The organism is Streptomyces sp. NBC_00239 (assembly GCF_036194065.1).
Taxonomy (GTDB): domain Bacteria; phylum Actinomycetota; class Actinomycetes; order Streptomycetales; family Streptomycetaceae; genus Streptomyces.
Genome location: NZ_CP108095.1, coordinates 1,959,550 through 1,974,682, shown reverse-complemented (window position 1 = coordinate 1,974,682; position 15,133 = coordinate 1,959,550). Strand labels below are relative to the sequence as shown.

Sequence of the window (15,133 nt, the reverse complement as noted above, 5' to 3'; positions counted from 1 at the left end):
GACGACACGGGCTACGGCGTGCGGATCAGGCGCCGGGCACCCGCGAGCGCCACGGCCGCCGTGCGCGAGTCGACGCCGAGCTTGGCGTAGACGTGGACCAGGTGGGACTTGACCGTGGCCTGGCTGAGGAAGAGCTTCTTGCTGATCTGCTGGTTCGAGAGGCCGTCGGCGACCAGCTGGAGCACCTCCAGCTCCCGCTTGGTCAGCGCCTGCGCCGGGGTGCGCATCCGGTCCATCAGGCGCAGCGCCACCGCCGGAGCCAGCGCCGACTGGCCCGCCGCGGCCGTACGGACCGCCGCCGCCAGCTCCTCCGGCGGGGCGTCCTTGAGCAGGTAGCCGGAGGCGCCCGCCTCGACCGCCGCCAGGATGTCCGCGTCCGTGTCGTACGTGGTGAGGACCAGCACCCGCGGGGCGCCGGGCCGGGCCGTGATGGCCGCGGTGGCCTCGGAGCCGTGCATGCCGGCACCGAACCGGAGGTCCATGAGGACCACGTCGACCGGTCCGGCGGCGGCCAGCGCCACCGCCTGCTCGGCGGTCGAGGCCTCCGCGACGACCGCGAAGTCCGGCTCGGTGTCGAGGACCGCGCGCAGCCCGGCCCGTACCACCGGGTGGTCGTCGGCCAGCAGCAGCCTGATGGTCATACGTGCTCCACGGTCGGCGGGGTGCGGGGGGTCATGCCGGCGCCACCGGCAGCGGCAGGGTGACGGCCAGCGCGGTGCCCTGGCCGGGCGCAGACTCCACGGTGAACGTGCCGCCGAGGGACTCGGCGCGCGAACGCATCGCGGGCAGGCCGAAGCCGCCCTCGCCGGACGGCGCGGACCGAGGGTCGAAGCCCCGCCCGTCGTCCACGACGTCCAAGGTCACCGAGGTGTCCATGAAGGTCAGCGTGATCTCGGCGCGCTCCGCCCGCGCGTGCCGCACCACGTTCGCCAGCGCCGACTGCGCGATCCGCAGCAGCGCCACCTCGTACGGGGTGGGCAGCTCGGCCGGGCCGCCGCTCAGCGAGAACCGCACCCGGGGCCCGGGCGCGGCCGAACACAGCCGCTCCAGCGCGGCCGCCAGCGAACCGTGCTCCAGGTCGGGCGGGGTCAGGGCGCGGACGAAGCGGCGGGCCTCGGCCAGGTTCTCCTGGGCGGCCTCGCGGGCCCGCGCGATGTGCCCGGCCGCCGGCGAACCCGCCGGCAGCGAGCGTTCCGCCGCGCGCAGCAGCAACTGGATCGAGGACAGGCCCTGGGCCAGCGTGTCGTGGATCTCGCGGGCCAGCCGTTCCCGCTCGGCCATGGTGCCGGCGCCGCGTTCGGCGGCGGCCAGCTCCGCGCGGGTCGTGATCAGCTCCTCGATCAGCTCCCGGCGGCGCTCGCTCTCCCGGTACAGCGCCTGGTAGCCCAGGGCGGTCGCGACGGCCACCGCCGCGCCCAGCAGCGGGCCGAGGAAGGCCCCCGGGTTCACGGTCGGACTGTGCGCGACGAAGCCCGCGATCGCCCCGCACGCGGTGACCGCCACGGCCGGCACCGCCCACCGCAGCGGCAGCAGGTGCAGGTGCAGGAAGTACAGCGGGAAGGCGATCCACACCCCGAGAGGCGACACCGCGAGCAGGCCCGCCCAGGCCACCAGCAGGACGGCCAGCCACAGCGCGCCGGCGCGCGGCGAGCTGCGCACCGCCGGGGCGCGCACGCCCGCGCAGTACAGCGCGGCCATCACCGCGGCGGCCGCCACCGTCCACCCGGCCCGCGGCTCGGCATCGGCCGTGGCCCGTACGGCGGCCAGCGCCAGCAGGCCCAGCAGCAGGGCGTGCAGACACAGCCGCAGGATGCGGGAGACGGGGGTCAGGGGGCGGGGCTCCATGGCGGAAACCAGCCTAAGCGGGCCGGGCCGTGGAGCGGCCGCCGCGGCGGTCAACCGAAAGTTCGATGTCCCCGTGCACCCTTTGACCCCAGGATCCCTACCGTGGCGCGATGCCGTGTGCCCGAGGGGAAGGCCAAGGTGGGGGACATGTTCGTCGCATGGAAAGACCTCCGGTTCGCCAAGGGCCGCTTCGCCCTGATGGGCGCCGTCGTGGTGCTGATCACGCTGCTCGTGGGCCTGCTGTCCGGGCTGACCGCGGGCCTGGCACGGGAGAACACCTCGGCCGTCACCGGCCTGCCCGCCGACCACCTCGCGTTCGGCGCCCCGGCCGGCGGCCAGAAGGTGTCCTTCACCCACTCCTCGGTGTCCGAGAGCGCCTGGCGCAGCTGGGCCGGCCGGCCCGGCGTGGCCGCGGCGGACCCGGTCGGCATCCGCACCCTCAACGCGCGGGCCGGCGAGCGGACCGCCGCCGTCTCGGCGTTCGGCGTGGAACCGGACGCGGGCATCGCCCCCCGGGTGCCCGGCGTCCCGCTCGGGCCGGGCCGGGTGATCCTCTCCGAGAAGGCCGCCGCGGAACTCGGGGTCACGGCCGGCGACACGGTGCGCGTCGGCAGCGTCGAGGAGACGGTGGCGGCGGTGTCCGGCACGGCCGCCTACAGCCACACGCCCGTGGTCTGGGTGGCCCTCGACGACTGGCAGCGCATCGGCAACTCCGGCACCCCGCCGGAAGAACAGGCCACCGTGATCGCGCTGCGCACCACAGGCGGCGCCGACCTCGCGGCCGGCGACCGGGCTGCCGGTACGAAGACCCTGCCGCTGGACGAGGCGCTGACCGCCATCGGCTCGTACACCGCGGAGAACGGCTCGCTCCAGCTGATGCGCGGCTTCCTCTTCGTGATCTCCGCCCTGGTCATAGGGGCCTTCTTCACCGTGTGGACCATCCAGCGCAGCGGGGACGTCGCCGTCCTCAAGGCGCTCGGCGCGTCCACCCCGTACCTGCTCAAGGACGCGCTCGGCCAGGCCGTCGTCATGCTGCTCGCCGGCACCGGCCTCGGCAGCGGGCTCGCGGCCGCCGCCGGAGTGCTGATCAGCGGGGGCGACGTGCCCTTCGTGCTCGATCTGCCGACCGTGCTGATCCCCGCCGCCGTCATGATCGGCCTCGGCGTGGTCGGGGCGGCCCTGTCCATCCGGCGGATCACCGCCGTCGACCCCCTGACCGCCCTCGGGAGCGCCCGATGACCCTCCTCGTCCACGACGTCACGCTCACCTACCCCGACGGCGACGGCCGCCTGACCGCCCTGGACGCGGTCTGCCTCGACGTGCCCGCCGGCACCCTCACGGCGGTCGTCGGACCGTCCGGCTCGGGCAAGTCCAGCCTGCTCGCGGTGGCCGCGACGCTGGTGACGCCGGACTCCGGGCGGGTGGTGGTGGCCGGGCAGGACACCGCGCGGCTGACCGCGGCGCAGAAGTCCGCGCTGCGGCGCGAGCACATCGGCATCGTCTTCCAGCAGCCGAACCTGCTGCCGTCGCTGAGCTGCGCCGAGCAGCTGCTGGTGATGGCGCATCTGTCCGGACGGCCGTCGCGGCACCTGCGGCGCCGGGCGCTGGAGCTGCTGGACGCGGTGGGGCTGGCGGACAAGGCGGACCGGCGTCCGCATCAGCTGTCCGGGGGGCAGCGGCAGCGGGCGAACATCGCGCGGGCGCTGATGAACGAGCCGTCGGTGCTGTTGGTCGACGAGCCGACCAGTGCGCTGGATCACGAGCGGGGCGAGGGGGTGCTCGACCTGCTGGTCGGGCTGACGCGGGAGCGGGGGACGGCGACGGTGCTGGTCACTCACGACCGTACGCACCTGGGGCGGATGGACCACACCGCCACCATGACCGACGGCCGCCTCGCCCCCGCCGCCGACCTCAAGTCCCTCACGGGCTGACCCCGCCGCCCCCAGCCTCGCCGGCTGCCCGAGGGTCAACACCCTGCCTCGGCGGCAAACCCCGCCGACCCCGTCGCACGCTTCAGCCCCTCCGGCGTTTGAGGAGCGGGTCCGGGCAGGGCCCGGCGACCCCGCGCACGCTCCAGCCCCTCCGGCGTTTGAGGAGCGGGTCCGGGCGGAGCCCGGTGCCCGGCGTCAGCCGGGTTGCAGTCTTGGGGCTCCGCCCCAAACCCCGCGCCTCAAACGCCGGCGAGGCTGGAAGTTGCCCGCCAGGGCACCGGCGTGGCCGGGGCGGGCCCGGCCCAGGTCCGCCTCAAACGCCGGCGAGGCTGGAAGTTGCCCGCCAGGGCACGGTAAGGCTGAGGCGGGCCACGCCCAGGACCGCCGCGAGCGCCGCCCAGGGCGTCAGGCCCGCTACGCCGGGTTCTGGTTGGAGAGGGCTACCGAGAGTTCGGCGGCGATGCCCTGGAGGACGGGGACGATCGTTTCGGTCGCGGCCTCGGTGACGCGACCGGCCGGGCCGGAGATGGAGATCGCGGCGGCCGTCGGAGAGTTCGGCACCGACACGGCCAGGCACCGGACTCCTATTTCCTGCTCGTTGTCGTCCACCGCGTAGCCCGCCCGGCGGACCTGCTCCAGCGCCTCCAGGAAGCCCTCCGGAGTGGTGATGGTCTTCTCGGTGGCGGCGGGCATGCCGGTCCGGGCGAGCAGCGCCCGCACCTCGTCGGCAGGCGTGTACGCGAGCAGCGCCTTGCCCACGCCCGTCGAGTGCGGCAGCACCCGGCGGCCGACCTCGGTGAACATCCGCATGGAGTGCTTGGACGGCACCTGGGCGACGTAGACGATCTCGTCCCCGTCGAGCAGGGCCATGTTGGCGGTCTCGCCGGTCTCCTCGACGAGCCGGGCCAGGTAGGGCCGGGCCCAGGTGCCCAGCAGCCGCGAGGCGGACTCGCCGAGCCGGATCAGGCGGGGGCCGAGCGAGTACCGCCGGTTGGTCTGCTGGCGCACGTAGCCGCAGGCGACCAGGGTGCGCATCAGGCGGTGGATGGTGGGCAGCGGGAGTCCGCTGGCGGCGGAGAGCTCGCTCAGGCCGACCTCGCCCCCGGCGTCGGCCATACGTTCGAGCAGATCGAAGGCGCGCTCAAGGGACTGGACGCCACCGCTGGCGGCAGGGGCCTTTGAGGAAGCGTCGGTGGTGCTGGCGCTGGACGTCGGCACGGCGCGGTCCTTTCGGTGCTGGCAGGCAAGGGAGCAGCCTACCGGGCGCTTGTCGCCCGCCCTAGTGCGAGGGCGAGACCGTACCCGCCGGTCAGAGGGGGTTTGTCCGGGTGGGCCGGGCCCCGGCGGGCCGTCCGGCACGCCACCCGTGGTGGTAGCTACGTTCTGTAGAGTGAAATCTTAATTCCATTCTGTGGAAACATCCAATTGCGCCGAGCGCCACTCGGGCGACCGTCCGGGGGCTCTTGACGGGCTCCGTGTCGCCGTGAAGACTCCGTCAACAGAACGTTGAATTTCGCTCTGTGGAAGTAGATGGGGAGGTTCCGGGTGTCCGACGTGGCTGTGGAACTGGTACTGCGCTCGACGCGCGTCATCACTCCCGAGGGGACGCGCGCGGCCTCGGTCGCCGTCGCCGACGGGAAGATCGCGGCCGTGCTGCCGTACGAGGCCGAGGCGCCCGCGGGCGCCCGGGTCGAGGACTTCGGCGACGACGTCCTGCTTCCGGGCCTGGTCGACACCCACGTCCACGTGAACGACCCCGGCCGCACCGAGTGGGAGGGCTTCTGGACCGCCACCCGCGCCGCCGCGGCCGGCGGCATCACCACCATCCTGGACATGCCCCTCAACTCCCTGCCGCCGACCACCACGGTGGACAACCTGCGCGTCAAGCAGGACGTCGCCCGCGCCAAGGCGCACGTGGACGTCGGCTTCTGGGGCGGCGCGCTGCCCGGCAACGTCAAGGACCTCGCCCCGCTGCACGACGCCGGCGTCTTCGGCTTCAAGTGCTTCCTGTCGCCGTCCGGCGTCGAGGAGTTCCCGGAGCTCGACCAGGAGCAGCTGGCCTCCTCGCTCGCCGAGATCACCGGCTTCGGCGGCCTGATGATCGTGCACGCCGAGGACCCGCACCACCTGGACTCCGCGCCGCTCGTCCCGGGGCCGAAGTACACCGACTTCCTGGCCTCCCGGCCGCGCGACGCCGAGAACACCGCGATCGAGAACCTCATCGCCCAGGCCCGGCGGCTGAACGCCCGCGTGCACGTCCTGCACCTGTCCTCCAGCGACGCGCTCCCGCTGATCGCGGCCGCGAAGGCCGAGGGCGTACGCGTCACCGTCGAGTCCTGCCCGCACTACCTCACCCTGACGGCCGAGGAAGTCCCGGACGGCGCCAGCGAGTTCAAGTGCTGCCCGCCCATCCGTGAGGCCGCCAACCAGGACCTGCTGTGGGACGCGCTCGGCGACGGCACCATCGACTGCATCGTCTCCGACCACTCGCCGTCCACCGCGGACCTGAAGACGGCCGACTTCTCGACCGCCTGGGGCGGCATCTCCTCCCTCCAGCTGGGCCTGCCGGCCGTCTGGACGGAGGCGCGCAAGCGCGGCCGCACCCTGGAGGACGTCGTCCGCTGGATGTCGGAGGCCCCCGCGCGACTGGCCGGGCTGAGCCAGAAGGGCGCCATCGAGGCCGGCCGTGACGCCGACTTCGCCGTCCTCGCCCCCGAAGAGACCTTCACCGTGGACCCGGCCGGTCTCCACCACCGCAACCAGGTCACGGCGTACGCGGGCAGGACCCTGCACGGCGTCGTGAAGTCCACCTGGCTGCGCGGTGCGCAGATCGCCGACCACGGCACCCCGTCCGAGCCCACCGGCCGACTCCTCGAAAGGCAGAACTGACCGTGGCACAGCGTTCAACTGGATTGGCTTCCTTCACCGGCAACGCGAACCCGTACGGAGGCGGCGACCCGTACGCGGACTACCGCACCGCGGACTTCCCGTTCACCCAGTACGCGAACCTCGCCGCCCGTGAGCTGGGCGCCGGCGTCATCGCTGCCAACGACGAGTTCTTCGCCCAGCGCGAGAACCTCCTCATCGCCGAGGCCGCGCACTTCGACCCCGAGGACTTCGGGCACAAGGGCAAGGTCATGGACGGCTGGGAGACCCGCCGCCGCCGCGGAATCTCCGCCGAGCAGCCCTGGCCCACCGCCGAGGACCACGACTGGGCGCTCGTACGCCTGGGCGCCCCCGGCGTGATCCGCGGCATCGTCGTCGACACCGCCCACTTCCGCGGCAACATGCCGCAGGCCGTGTCCGTCGAAGGCGCCTCCGTGGCCGGCGCGCCCACCCCCGAGGAGCTCCTCGGCGACGACGTGAAGTGGACGACGCTGGTCCCGCGCACCCCGGTCGGCGGCCACGCGGCCAACGGCTTCGAGGTCGACGCCGAGCAGCGCTTCACGCACCTGCGCGTCAACCAGCACCCCGACGGCGGCATCGCCCGCCTGCGCGTCTACGGCGAGGTCCTGCCCGACCCGAAGTGGCTCGACGCGCTCGGCTCCTTCGACGTGGTGGCCCTGGAGAACGGCGGCGCCGTCCAGGACGCGTCCAACCGCTTCTACTCCCCGCCGACCAACACCATCAACCCGGGCCGCTCCCGCAAGATGGACGACGGCTGGGAGACCGCCCGCCGCCGCGACGACGGCAACGACTGGATCCGCTACCAGCTCGTCGCCGAGTCCGAGATCCGCGCCGTCGAGATCGACACCGCCTACCTCAAGGGCAACTCGGCCGGCTGGGCCTCCCTGTCGGTCAAGACCGGCGAGGAGGGCGAGTGGACGGAGTTCCTGCCGCGCACCCGCCTGCAGCCCGACACCAACCACCGCTTCGTCCTGGACGCCCCGGCGGTCGGCACGCACGTCCGCATCGACATCTTCCCGGACGGCGGCTTCTCCCGCCTGCGCCTGTACGGCTCGCTGACCGAGTCGGGCGCGGCCGCGCTGACCGCCCGCCACCGGGAGCTGAACGGCTGACGCCGGCCGCTCCTGACCACCGATGAACCCGGGCGGTGCGACACCCGCCCGTGATCCCGGGACGTGCCGGAAGACAGCGCCGGCACGTCCTGAGGCGCCCGCGGGGCGTGCCGGAAGACAGCGCCGGCACGCCCCGCGGTTTTTTCCGCCGTTTTCCGCGCGGGACCGATGAGTTCCACGCCCCAGGGAAGTCTTCCTCCTGAAGTGACCGACGTTCCGGCTGATTCAGGAGTTGTGTATCCATGGGCAAGCTGACCCTCACCACGTTCCTCACCCTCGACGGCGTCATGCAGGCCCCCGGCGGGCCGGACGAGGACCGCAGCGACGGCTTCGCGTACGGCGGCTGGCAGTTCCCGTTCGCCGACCAGGACTTCGGCGCGTACATGGGCGAGGTGTTCGGGCGGGCCGGCGGCTTCCTGTTCGGCCGCCGTACGTACGACACCTTCGCGGCGTTCTGGCCCACGCTCACCGACCCGGCTGACCCGATCGCCTCGCGCTTCAACTCGCTGCCCAAGTACGTCGCCTCGAACTCCCTCAAGGACCCCGAGTGGGCGGGCACCAGCGTCCTCACGGGCGACCTGCGGACCGCGATCGAGGCGGCCAAGGAGCAGACCGAGGGCGAGCTCCAGGTGCACGGCAGCGGCGAGCTGGCCCAGTACCTCCTCGGCGAGGACCTCGTCGACGAACTCAACCTGCTGATCCACCCCGTCTTCCTCGGCGAGGGGCGGCGGCTGTTCCCGGCCGGCGGGCTGCCGACCGCGTGCGAGCTCACGGACTCCCGCACCACCGGCGCCGGCATCGTGATCCACACCTACCGGCCGACCGGACGCGCCACCTTCGGCAGCATGGGTGGCTGAGGCCGCTGACGCGGCTGAGGGGGCTGACGGGACGGCCCCGGCTGACGCGGCGGATCGAGCGGACCCCGCGGATCAACGCCCTCGACCGGGGCGGGCCGGGCCGGTACCGTGATCGTTCCCGTGTGAGCCGCCGAAGTCTCCACCCCGCACCATGCCGCCGGAGACCAAGGTGTCCTCACTCAGCGCCACCGCGCCCGCTCTCGCCCCGCGCCGCCCCTGGGCCGCCGACCTGCCCGTCCTGCTGGTCGCGGTGGTCTGGGGCGGCAGCTACCTCGCGGCCAAGGGCATCACCGTCGCGCACACCGTCGTCGCCGTGCTCGTCCTGCGCTTCGCGGTGGTGCTGCCGGTGCTGGTGGCCGCGGGGTGGCGGGGCCTGCGGGCGCTGACCCCCGCCCAGTGGCGCGGCGCGGGCCTGCTCGGACTGGTGCTGAGCGGGATCTTCCTGCTGGAGACGTACGGAGTCGTCCACACCTCGGCCACCAACGCCGGTCTGATCATCAGCCTGACCATGATCTTCACGCCACTCGCGGAGGCAGCCGTACGCCGGGTCCGGCCCCGGGCGGCCTTCCTCGCCGCGGCCGGCGTCTCGGTCGCCGGGGTGGTCCTGCTGACCCAGGGGGCCGGCTTCACCGCGCCCTCGGCGGGCGATCTGCTGATCCTGCTGGCGGCCCTCGCCCGTACCGTCCACGTGCTGCTCATGTCGCGGGTCAAGGCCGTCCAGGACGCCGACGCGCTCTCGCTCACCACCGTCCAGCTCGGCGCCGCGGTCGTGGTGTTCGCGGTCCTCGCGGCGCTCCCCGGCAGTGGCAGCACGCCCTGGGCGGTCGCGGCGGACTTCGGTCCGCGGGAGTGGGCCGGGCTGCTCTTCCTCTCCGTCTTCTGCACGCTCTTCGCCTTCTTCGTGCAGATGTGGGCCGTGCGCCGCACCTCGCCCTCCCGGGTGAGCCTGCTGCTCGGAACCGAGCCGCTGTGGGCCGCGGCCGCCGGCATCGCGATCGGCGGTGAGCACCTGGGCGCCGCGGGCCTCGCCGGGGCCGCCCTGGTGCTGGCCGGTACCGCCTGGGGCCGCCGCGCGGCCACCCCCGAACCGGCCTGAACGGGTGTCCGAATATCACCCCCGGGTGTAAGGGCCGCGCCTAGGCTGAGCGGATCACTACGGGGGAAAGGGTGGCCTCTCATGCCACTGATGGACATCAACGGATACGCCGAGGGCTTCAACGAGAATCCGTACCCGCACTACGCGGCGATGCGCGCGGCCGGACCGGTGCACCGCGTCAAGGACGCGGGCGGCGACGACCTCTGGCTGATCGTCGGATACGAGGAGGCCCGCCAGGCCCTCGCGAACCCGGCGCTCGGCAAGGACTGGCGCATCCACGAGCGCTACACCGACAACGTCCAGGCCAGCGAGGTCAACCGGAACATGCTGGAGGCCGACGCGCCGCACCACACCCGGCTGCGCAAGCTGGTCGCCCGCGAGTTCACCGGCCGCCGCATCGAGGCCCTGCGCCCGCGCGTCCAGCAGGTCACCGACGAACTGCTCGACGCCATGGCCGCCGACCCGGCCCGGCAGACCGACCTGATCGAGGCGCTCGCCTTCCCGCTGCCGATGACCGTCATCTGCGAGCTGCTGGGCGTCCCCGACCTGGACCGCGAGCCCTTCCGGCTCATGTCCAACGAGATCCTGGCGCCCGCCACCCCGGAGACCGAACTCAAGGCCCTCCAGGACATGGCCGCCTACCTCGCCGTGCTGATCGAGCGCAAGCGCGCCGCCGGCGGCGAGGACCTGCTCAGCGCCCTCATCCAGACCAGGGACGAGGACGGGGACGGCGACCGCCTCGACGGCGAAGAGCTGATCGGCATGGCCTTCCTGCTGCTGGTGGCCGGCCACGAGACCACCGTCAACCTGATCGCCAACGGCGTCCGCGCGCTGCTCGACCACCCCGAGCAGCTCGCCGCGCTCCGCGCCGACCTCGACGGACTCATCGACGGCGCCGTGGAGGAGATGCTCCGCTACGACGGGCCCGTCGAAAACGCGACGTTCCGCTTCGCCCACGACGACATGGAGATCGCCGGCACGGCCATCGCCAAGGGCGACCCGGTGCTCGTCTCGCTGGCCGCCAGCAGCCGCGACGGCGAGCGCTACCCGGAGCCCGACACCTTCGACATCCGCCGCGCACCCCAGGGCCACCTGGCCTTCGGCCACGGCATCCACTTCTGCATCGGGGCCCCGCTGGCCCGGATGGAGGCCCGGATCGCGATCCGCGGCCTGCTGGAACGCTTCCCCGACCTCGCCGAGGTCGGCGACCGCGAACCGTACGAATGGATCACCTCCTCGCTGATCCGCGGCGTCAGGCACCTGCCGGTCCGCTGGTAGCGGAAGTGACCCGCCGCCGCTCAGCGGACCGGAAGACCGGCCGGGACCTCCGCGAGGAGGACCGGCCGGTGCTCCCGGCGGGACAGCTCGCACGCCTCCGCGATCCGCAGCGCGTGCAGCCCCTCCCGCCCGTCGCACGGATTGCCGCCCTCGCCGCGCACCAGCCGTACGAACGCGTCCAGCTCCGCCTCGTAGGCGGCCGCGAACCGCTCCAGGAAGCCCGTCCAGGGCTTGCTCGCCGGGGGAGGGCCCAGCGGCTCGGTCGACGCGATCGGCGTCCGGTCGTCGAGGCCCGCCGAGACCTGGTCCAGCTCCCCGGCCAGCTCCATCCGCACGTCGTAGCCCGCGCCGTTGCACCGGGTCCCGGTGCAGGTCACCAGCGCCCCGCCGGTGAGGGTGAGGACGGCCGCCGCCGTGTCGACGTCCCCGGCCGCACGGAACATCGCCGGCCCGGCGTCCGAACCGGTGGCGAACACCTCCGCCACCTCCTGCCCGGTCACCCAGCGCACCATGTCGAAGTCGTGCACCAGGCAGTCCCGGTACAGCCCGCCCGACGTGCCCAGATATCCCGGCGGGGGCGGCGCCGGGTCGGCGGTCATCGTCCGTACGGTGTGCAGCCGGCCCAGCGCCCCGGACCGGACCAGCTCCCGGGCGGTGCGGTAGCCGGCGTCGAAGCGGCGCATGAAGCCCAGCTGGAGGATCCCGCCCGCCGCGTCCACCTCCGCGAGCGCGGCCAGGGTCCCGGGCAGGTCCGGGGCGACCGGTTTCTCGCAGAACACCGGCAGCCCCGCCCGGGTGGCCCGTGTGATCAGCTCCGCGTGCCCGGCGGTGGCGCAGGTGATCACCACCGCGTCCACACCCCACGTGAAGACGGCGTCCACGCTCGGGGCCGCCGTGGCCCCCAGCCGGTCGGCGAGCGCGACGGCCCGCGCCGGGACGGCGTCGGCCAGCAGCAGGGAGCCGGCATCCGGATGCCTGCTGAGCGCCGCGGCGTGGAACGACCCGATCCGGCCCGTCCCGATGAGCCCGATACGCATGGAATCAACGTGACCCCACCGGCGGCGCCTGTCAATCATTTCGGTGTTTGCCGCCATTCCGCCGGGTTCGGTGTTCTGGACCGGGTGGCGGATACTTGGGCGGCTGGAATCGGTTTGGCCGTATTTACTCGATGCACGGGAAGGGCGCGGCGACGTGGCTAGGGTTCGGACAGGGGCGGCACGGGTCGTGGGCGCGCTGCTCGCGGCGGTGCTGGGCGCCTCCCTCGCGGGATGCAGCAGTACGGGCGGCAAGCGGGCCGAGGAGCGGGCCCGCGCGGCGGCCGAGCAGGGCCGCCCGGCCGTGTCCACCCCGCGCTGGACCTTCGCCATGGTCACCCACGCGGGGGACGGCGACACCTTCTGGGACATCGTCCAGAAGGGCGCCGAGGAAGCCGCGGCCAAGGACAACATCAACTTCGTCTACTCGCACGACGACCAGGCACAGCAGCAGGCCCAGTTCGTGCAGAACGCCATCGACCAGAAGGTCCAGGGCATCATCGTCAGCCTCGCCAAGCCCGAGGCCCTCAAGGACGTCATCGCCAAGGCCGTCAAGGCCGGCATCCCCGTGATCACCGTCAACTCGGGATCCGCCCAGTCCAAGGCCTACGGCGCACTCACCCACATCGGCCAGGACGAGGAGATCGCGGGCGAGGCCGTCGGCGCCGAGCTGACCGAGCGCGGGAAGAAGAAGGCCGTGTGCGTCCTGCACGAACAGGGCAACGTGGGCCACGAGCAGCGCTGCGCCGGCGCGAAGAAGACCTTCGGCGGCACCCTGGAGAACCTGTACGTCGAGGGCACCAACATGCCCTCCGTGCAGGCCGCCATCCAGGCCAAGCTCCAGGCCGACCCGTCCGTGGACGCCGTCGTCACCCTCGGCGCGCCCTTCGCGCCCACCGCCGTCAAGGCCAAGGACGCCGCCCGCAGCAAGGCCGAGATCGACACCTTCGACCTCAACGAGTCCGTCGCCCGGGACCTGCAGTCCGGGGCGCTCGGCTTCGCCGTGGACCAGCAGCCCTACCTCCAGGGCTACGAGGCCGTCGACCTGCTGTGGCTCTACCGCTACAACGCCGACGTGCTGGGCGGCGGCCGGCCGGTGCTCACCGGCCCGCAGATCGTCACCGCCGGCCAGGCGGCCGAGCTGGAGAAGTTCATCAAGCGGGGCAGCCGATGAAGGCCGCCGCGCCCGCCCCCGCTCCGGCCCCGGCGGCGCGCGACGAGCGGCTCGTACCGGTCTCGCTGGTCAAGCGGCTCCTCGGCCGCCCCGAGCTGGGCGCGGTCGTCGGCGCCGCCGCCGTGTTCGTGTTCTTCTCCTTCGCGGCCGACAGCTTCCTGCGGGCCAGCAGCCTGAGCACGGTCCTCTACTCGGCCTCCACCATCGGGATCATGGCCGTGCCGGTGGCGCTGCTGATGATCGGCGGCGAGTTCGACCTCTCCGCCGGCGTCATGGTCACCAGCTCGGCGCTGATCTCCTCGATGTTCAGCTACCAGATGACGGCCAACGTCTGGGTCGGCGTCCTGGTGTCGCTGCTGGTCACCCTCGGTTTCGGGTTCTTCAACGGCTTCATGCTGACCCGGACGAAGCTGCCCAGCTTCATCATCACGCTCGGCACCTTCCTGATGCTGACCGGACTGAACCTCGGCTTCACCAAGCTGATCAGCGGCACCGTCTCCACCAAGAGCATCGGCGACATGGAGGGCTTCCCCTCCGCGCGGGCGCTCTTCGCCTCCCAGTGGACGATCGGCTCGGTCACCCTCAAGGTCACCGTCCTGTGGTGGTTCGCGCTGGTCGCCCTCGCCACCTGGATCCTGCTGCGCACCCGCGCCGGCAACTGGATCTTCGCGGTCGGCGGCGGCGCCGACGCCGCCCGCGCGGTCGGCGTCCCCGTGGTCAAGACCCGCATCGGCCTGTACATGGGCGTCGCCCTGTGCGCGTGGATCTCCGGCCAGCACATCCTGTTCTCGTACGACGTGGTCCAGTCCGGCGAGGGCGTCGGCAACGAGTTCCTGTACATCATCGCGGCGGTCATCGGCGGCTGCCTGATGACCGGCGGCTACGGCTCCGCCATCGGCTCGGCGGTCGGCGCGTTAATCTTCGGCATGACGAGCAACGGCATCGTCTACGCCCAGTGGGACCCCGACTGGTTCAAGTTCTTCCTCGGAGCCATGCTCCTTCTGGCCACCCTGCTCAACGCCTGGGTGCGCAAGCGCGCGGAGGCGACCTCGTGACGGCCCTGATCGAGCTGGACGGAATCAGCAAGTACTACGGCAGCATCAAGGCCCTCGAAGGGGTCTCGCTGGAGGTCTCGGCGGGCGAGATCACCTGCGTGCTCGGCGACAACGGCGCCGGCAAGTCCACCCTCATCAAGATCATCGCGGGGCTGCACCGGCACGACGCCGGCAGCTTCCGGATCGAGGGCGAGGAGACGGTGCTGGCCAACCCGCGCGCCGCCCTCGACCTCGGGATCGCCACCGTCTACCAGGACCTCGCCGTGGTCCCGCTGATGCCGGTGTGGCGGAACTTCTTCCTCGGCTCCGAGCCGACCCGCGGCCGCGGCCCCTTCCGCCGCCTCGACGTGGCACGGATGCGCGAGACCACCCGCACGGAGCTGCTCCGCATGGGCATCGACCTGCGGGACGTGGACCAGCCCATCGGCACCCTGTCCGGCGGCGAGCGCCAGTGCGTGGCCATCGCCCGGGCCGTCCACTTCGGCGCCAAGGTGCTCATCCTCGACGAGCCCACCGCGGCACTCGGTGTCAAGCAGTCCGGGGTCGTGCTCAAGTACGTGGCCGCCGCCCGTGACGCGGGCCTCGGCGTGGTCCTCATCACGCACAACCCGCACCACGCGCACCTGGTCGGAGACCGCTTCGTACTGCTCAAACGCGGTGCGATGGCGGGCAGCCACACCCGTGACTCGATCACCCTGGACGAGCTGACGCGCCAGATGGCGGGTGGGTCCGAGCTGGAGGAGCTCAGCCACGAGCTGGAGCGGGTGGCAGAATCGGAAGGACCCCGACCGGAACCGTCCCGGCCGACACCGCCCACCGACCGCGACGGACACTGAGGACATCA

At 72.7% G+C, this 15,133-nt stretch carries 14 protein-coding genes; 10 read left to right on the top strand and 4 right to left on the bottom strand.

Translation table 11 applies throughout. From position 1 onward, the window contains the following. Window positions 1–11: 11 nt before the first annotated feature. Window positions 12–641: a response regulator transcription factor gene (locus OG764_RS08580; protein WP_328967806.1), complete on the bottom strand. Its 630-nt coding sequence runs from the start codon at window positions 639–641 to the stop codon at window positions 12–14. 31 nt (window positions 642–672) lie between these two features. Further along, window positions 673–1,845 (bottom strand): sensor histidine kinase, encoded by a 1,173-nt coding sequence (locus OG764_RS08575; RefSeq protein WP_328967805.1) that lies wholly within the window; start codon window positions 1,843–1,845, stop codon window positions 673–675. Between the two features lie 147 nt (window positions 1,846–1,992). On the opposite strand from OG764_RS08575, the gene OG764_RS08570 reads away from it, so the two are divergent. Next, window positions 1,993–3,084 (top strand): ABC transporter permease, encoded by a 1,092-nt coding sequence (locus tag OG764_RS08570; protein WP_328967804.1) that lies wholly within the window; start codon window positions 1,993–1,995, stop codon window positions 3,082–3,084. Then, window positions 3,081–3,776 carry an ABC transporter ATP-binding protein gene (locus tag OG764_RS08565; protein WP_328967803.1) on the top strand — a complete coding sequence of 232 codons (696 nt, stop codon included), beginning with the start codon at window positions 3,081–3,083 and terminating at the stop codon, window positions 3,774–3,776. Before OG764_RS08570 ends, OG764_RS08565 begins: the two co-directional genes overlap by 4 nt. Window positions 3,777–4,190: 414 nt before the next feature. Here the strand turns inward: OG764_RS08565 and OG764_RS08560 are convergent, their stop codons facing one another. Then, window positions 4,191–4,994, bottom strand: coding sequence for an IclR family transcriptional regulator (locus OG764_RS08560; protein ID WP_328967802.1), 804 nt, complete (start codon window positions 4,992–4,994; stop codon window positions 4,191–4,193). Window positions 4,995–5,330: 336 nt separating this feature from the next. Here OG764_RS08560 and allB point away from each other — a divergent pair, with 336 nt between their 5' ends. From allB to OG764_RS08535, 5 genes are all read left to right on the top strand, one after another. Then, window positions 5,331–6,665 (top strand): allantoinase AllB, encoded by a 1,335-nt coding sequence (gene allB / locus OG764_RS08555; protein ID WP_443056196.1) that lies wholly within the window; start codon window positions 5,331–5,333, stop codon window positions 6,663–6,665. Between the two features lie 2 nt (window positions 6,666–6,667). Next, window positions 6,668–7,795, top strand: a complete 1,128-nt coding sequence (gene alc / locus OG764_RS08550) for an allantoicase (RefSeq protein ID WP_328967800.1) — start codon at window positions 6,668–6,670, stop codon at window positions 7,793–7,795. A gap of 242 nt (window positions 7,796–8,037) precedes the next feature. Further along, complete coding sequence (locus OG764_RS08545) at window positions 8,038–8,652, top strand: dihydrofolate reductase family protein (RefSeq protein WP_328967799.1); 615 nt, start codon at window positions 8,038–8,040, stop codon at window positions 8,650–8,652. Between the two features lie 151 nt (window positions 8,653–8,803). Next, window positions 8,804–9,748 (top strand): DMT family transporter, encoded by a 945-nt coding sequence (locus OG764_RS08540; RefSeq protein WP_443055872.1) that lies wholly within the window; start codon window positions 8,804–8,806, stop codon window positions 9,746–9,748. Window positions 9,749–9,829: 81 nt separating this feature from the next. Further along, window positions 9,830–11,026, top strand: coding sequence for a cytochrome P450 family protein (locus tag OG764_RS08535; protein WP_328967797.1), 1,197 nt, complete (start codon window positions 9,830–9,832; stop codon window positions 11,024–11,026). 20 nt (window positions 11,027–11,046) lie between these two features. Here OG764_RS08535 and OG764_RS08530 read toward each other — a convergent pair whose 3' ends face one another. Then, the gene (locus OG764_RS08530; RefSeq protein WP_328967796.1) at window positions 11,047–12,063 is read right to left on the bottom strand and encodes a Gfo/Idh/MocA family protein; all 1,017 of its coding nucleotides are present in this window, start codon (window positions 12,061–12,063) and stop codon (window positions 11,047–11,049) included. Window positions 12,064–12,217: 154 nt separating this feature from the next. Between OG764_RS08530 and OG764_RS08525 the strand changes: the two genes are divergently transcribed. From OG764_RS08525 to OG764_RS08515, 3 genes are read left to right on the top strand one after another with little or no spacing between them, the layout of a single operon-like run. After that, complete coding sequence (locus OG764_RS08525) at window positions 12,218–13,234, top strand: sugar ABC transporter substrate-binding protein (protein ID WP_443055871.1); 1,017 nt, start codon at window positions 12,218–12,220, stop codon at window positions 13,232–13,234. Beyond that, window positions 13,231–14,289 carry an ABC transporter permease gene (locus OG764_RS08520; RefSeq protein ID WP_328967794.1) on the top strand — a complete coding sequence of 353 codons (1,059 nt, stop codon included), beginning with the start codon at window positions 13,231–13,233 and terminating at the stop codon, window positions 14,287–14,289. The genes OG764_RS08525 and OG764_RS08520 overlap by 4 nt, the downstream gene beginning before the upstream one ends. After that, window positions 14,256–15,125 carry an ATP-binding cassette domain-containing protein gene (locus tag OG764_RS08515; RefSeq protein ID WP_443056195.1) on the top strand — a complete coding sequence of 290 codons (870 nt, stop codon included), beginning with the start codon at window positions 14,256–14,258 and terminating at the stop codon, window positions 15,123–15,125. The genes OG764_RS08520 and OG764_RS08515 overlap by 34 nt, the downstream gene beginning before the upstream one ends. Window positions 15,126–15,133 lie beyond the last annotated feature (8 nt).

Bases quoted from the DNA above. Each gene is read 5' to 3' on its own strand.
- OG764_RS08580 (WP_328967806.1), bottom strand. From the start codon at position 641: ATGACCATCAGGCTGCTGCTGGCCGACGACCACCCGGTGGTACGGGCC.
- OG764_RS08575 (WP_328967805.1), bottom strand. From the start codon at position 1,845: ATGGAGCCCCGCCCCCTGACCCCCGTCTCCCGCATCCTGCGGCTGTGT.
- OG764_RS08570 (WP_328967804.1), top strand. From the start codon at position 1,993: ATGTTCGTCGCATGGAAAGACCTCCGGTTCGCCAAGGGCCGCTTCGCC.
- OG764_RS08565 (WP_328967803.1), top strand. From the start codon at position 3,081: ATGACCCTCCTCGTCCACGACGTCACGCTCACCTACCCCGACGGCGAC.
- OG764_RS08545 (WP_328967799.1), top strand. From the start codon at position 8,038: ATGGGCAAGCTGACCCTCACCACGTTCCTCACCCTCGACGGCGTCATG.
- OG764_RS08540 (WP_443055872.1), top strand. From the start codon at position 8,804: ATGCCGCCGGAGACCAAGGTGTCCTCACTCAGCGCCACCGCGCCCGCT.
- OG764_RS08535 (WP_328967797.1), top strand. From the start codon at position 9,830: ATGCCACTGATGGACATCAACGGATACGCCGAGGGCTTCAACGAGAAT.
- OG764_RS08530 (WP_328967796.1), bottom strand. From the start codon at position 12,063: ATGCGTATCGGGCTCATCGGGACGGGCCGGATCGGGTCGTTCCACGCC.
- OG764_RS08520 (WP_328967794.1), top strand. From the start codon at position 13,231: ATGAAGGCCGCCGCGCCCGCCCCCGCTCCGGCCCCGGCGGCGCGCGAC.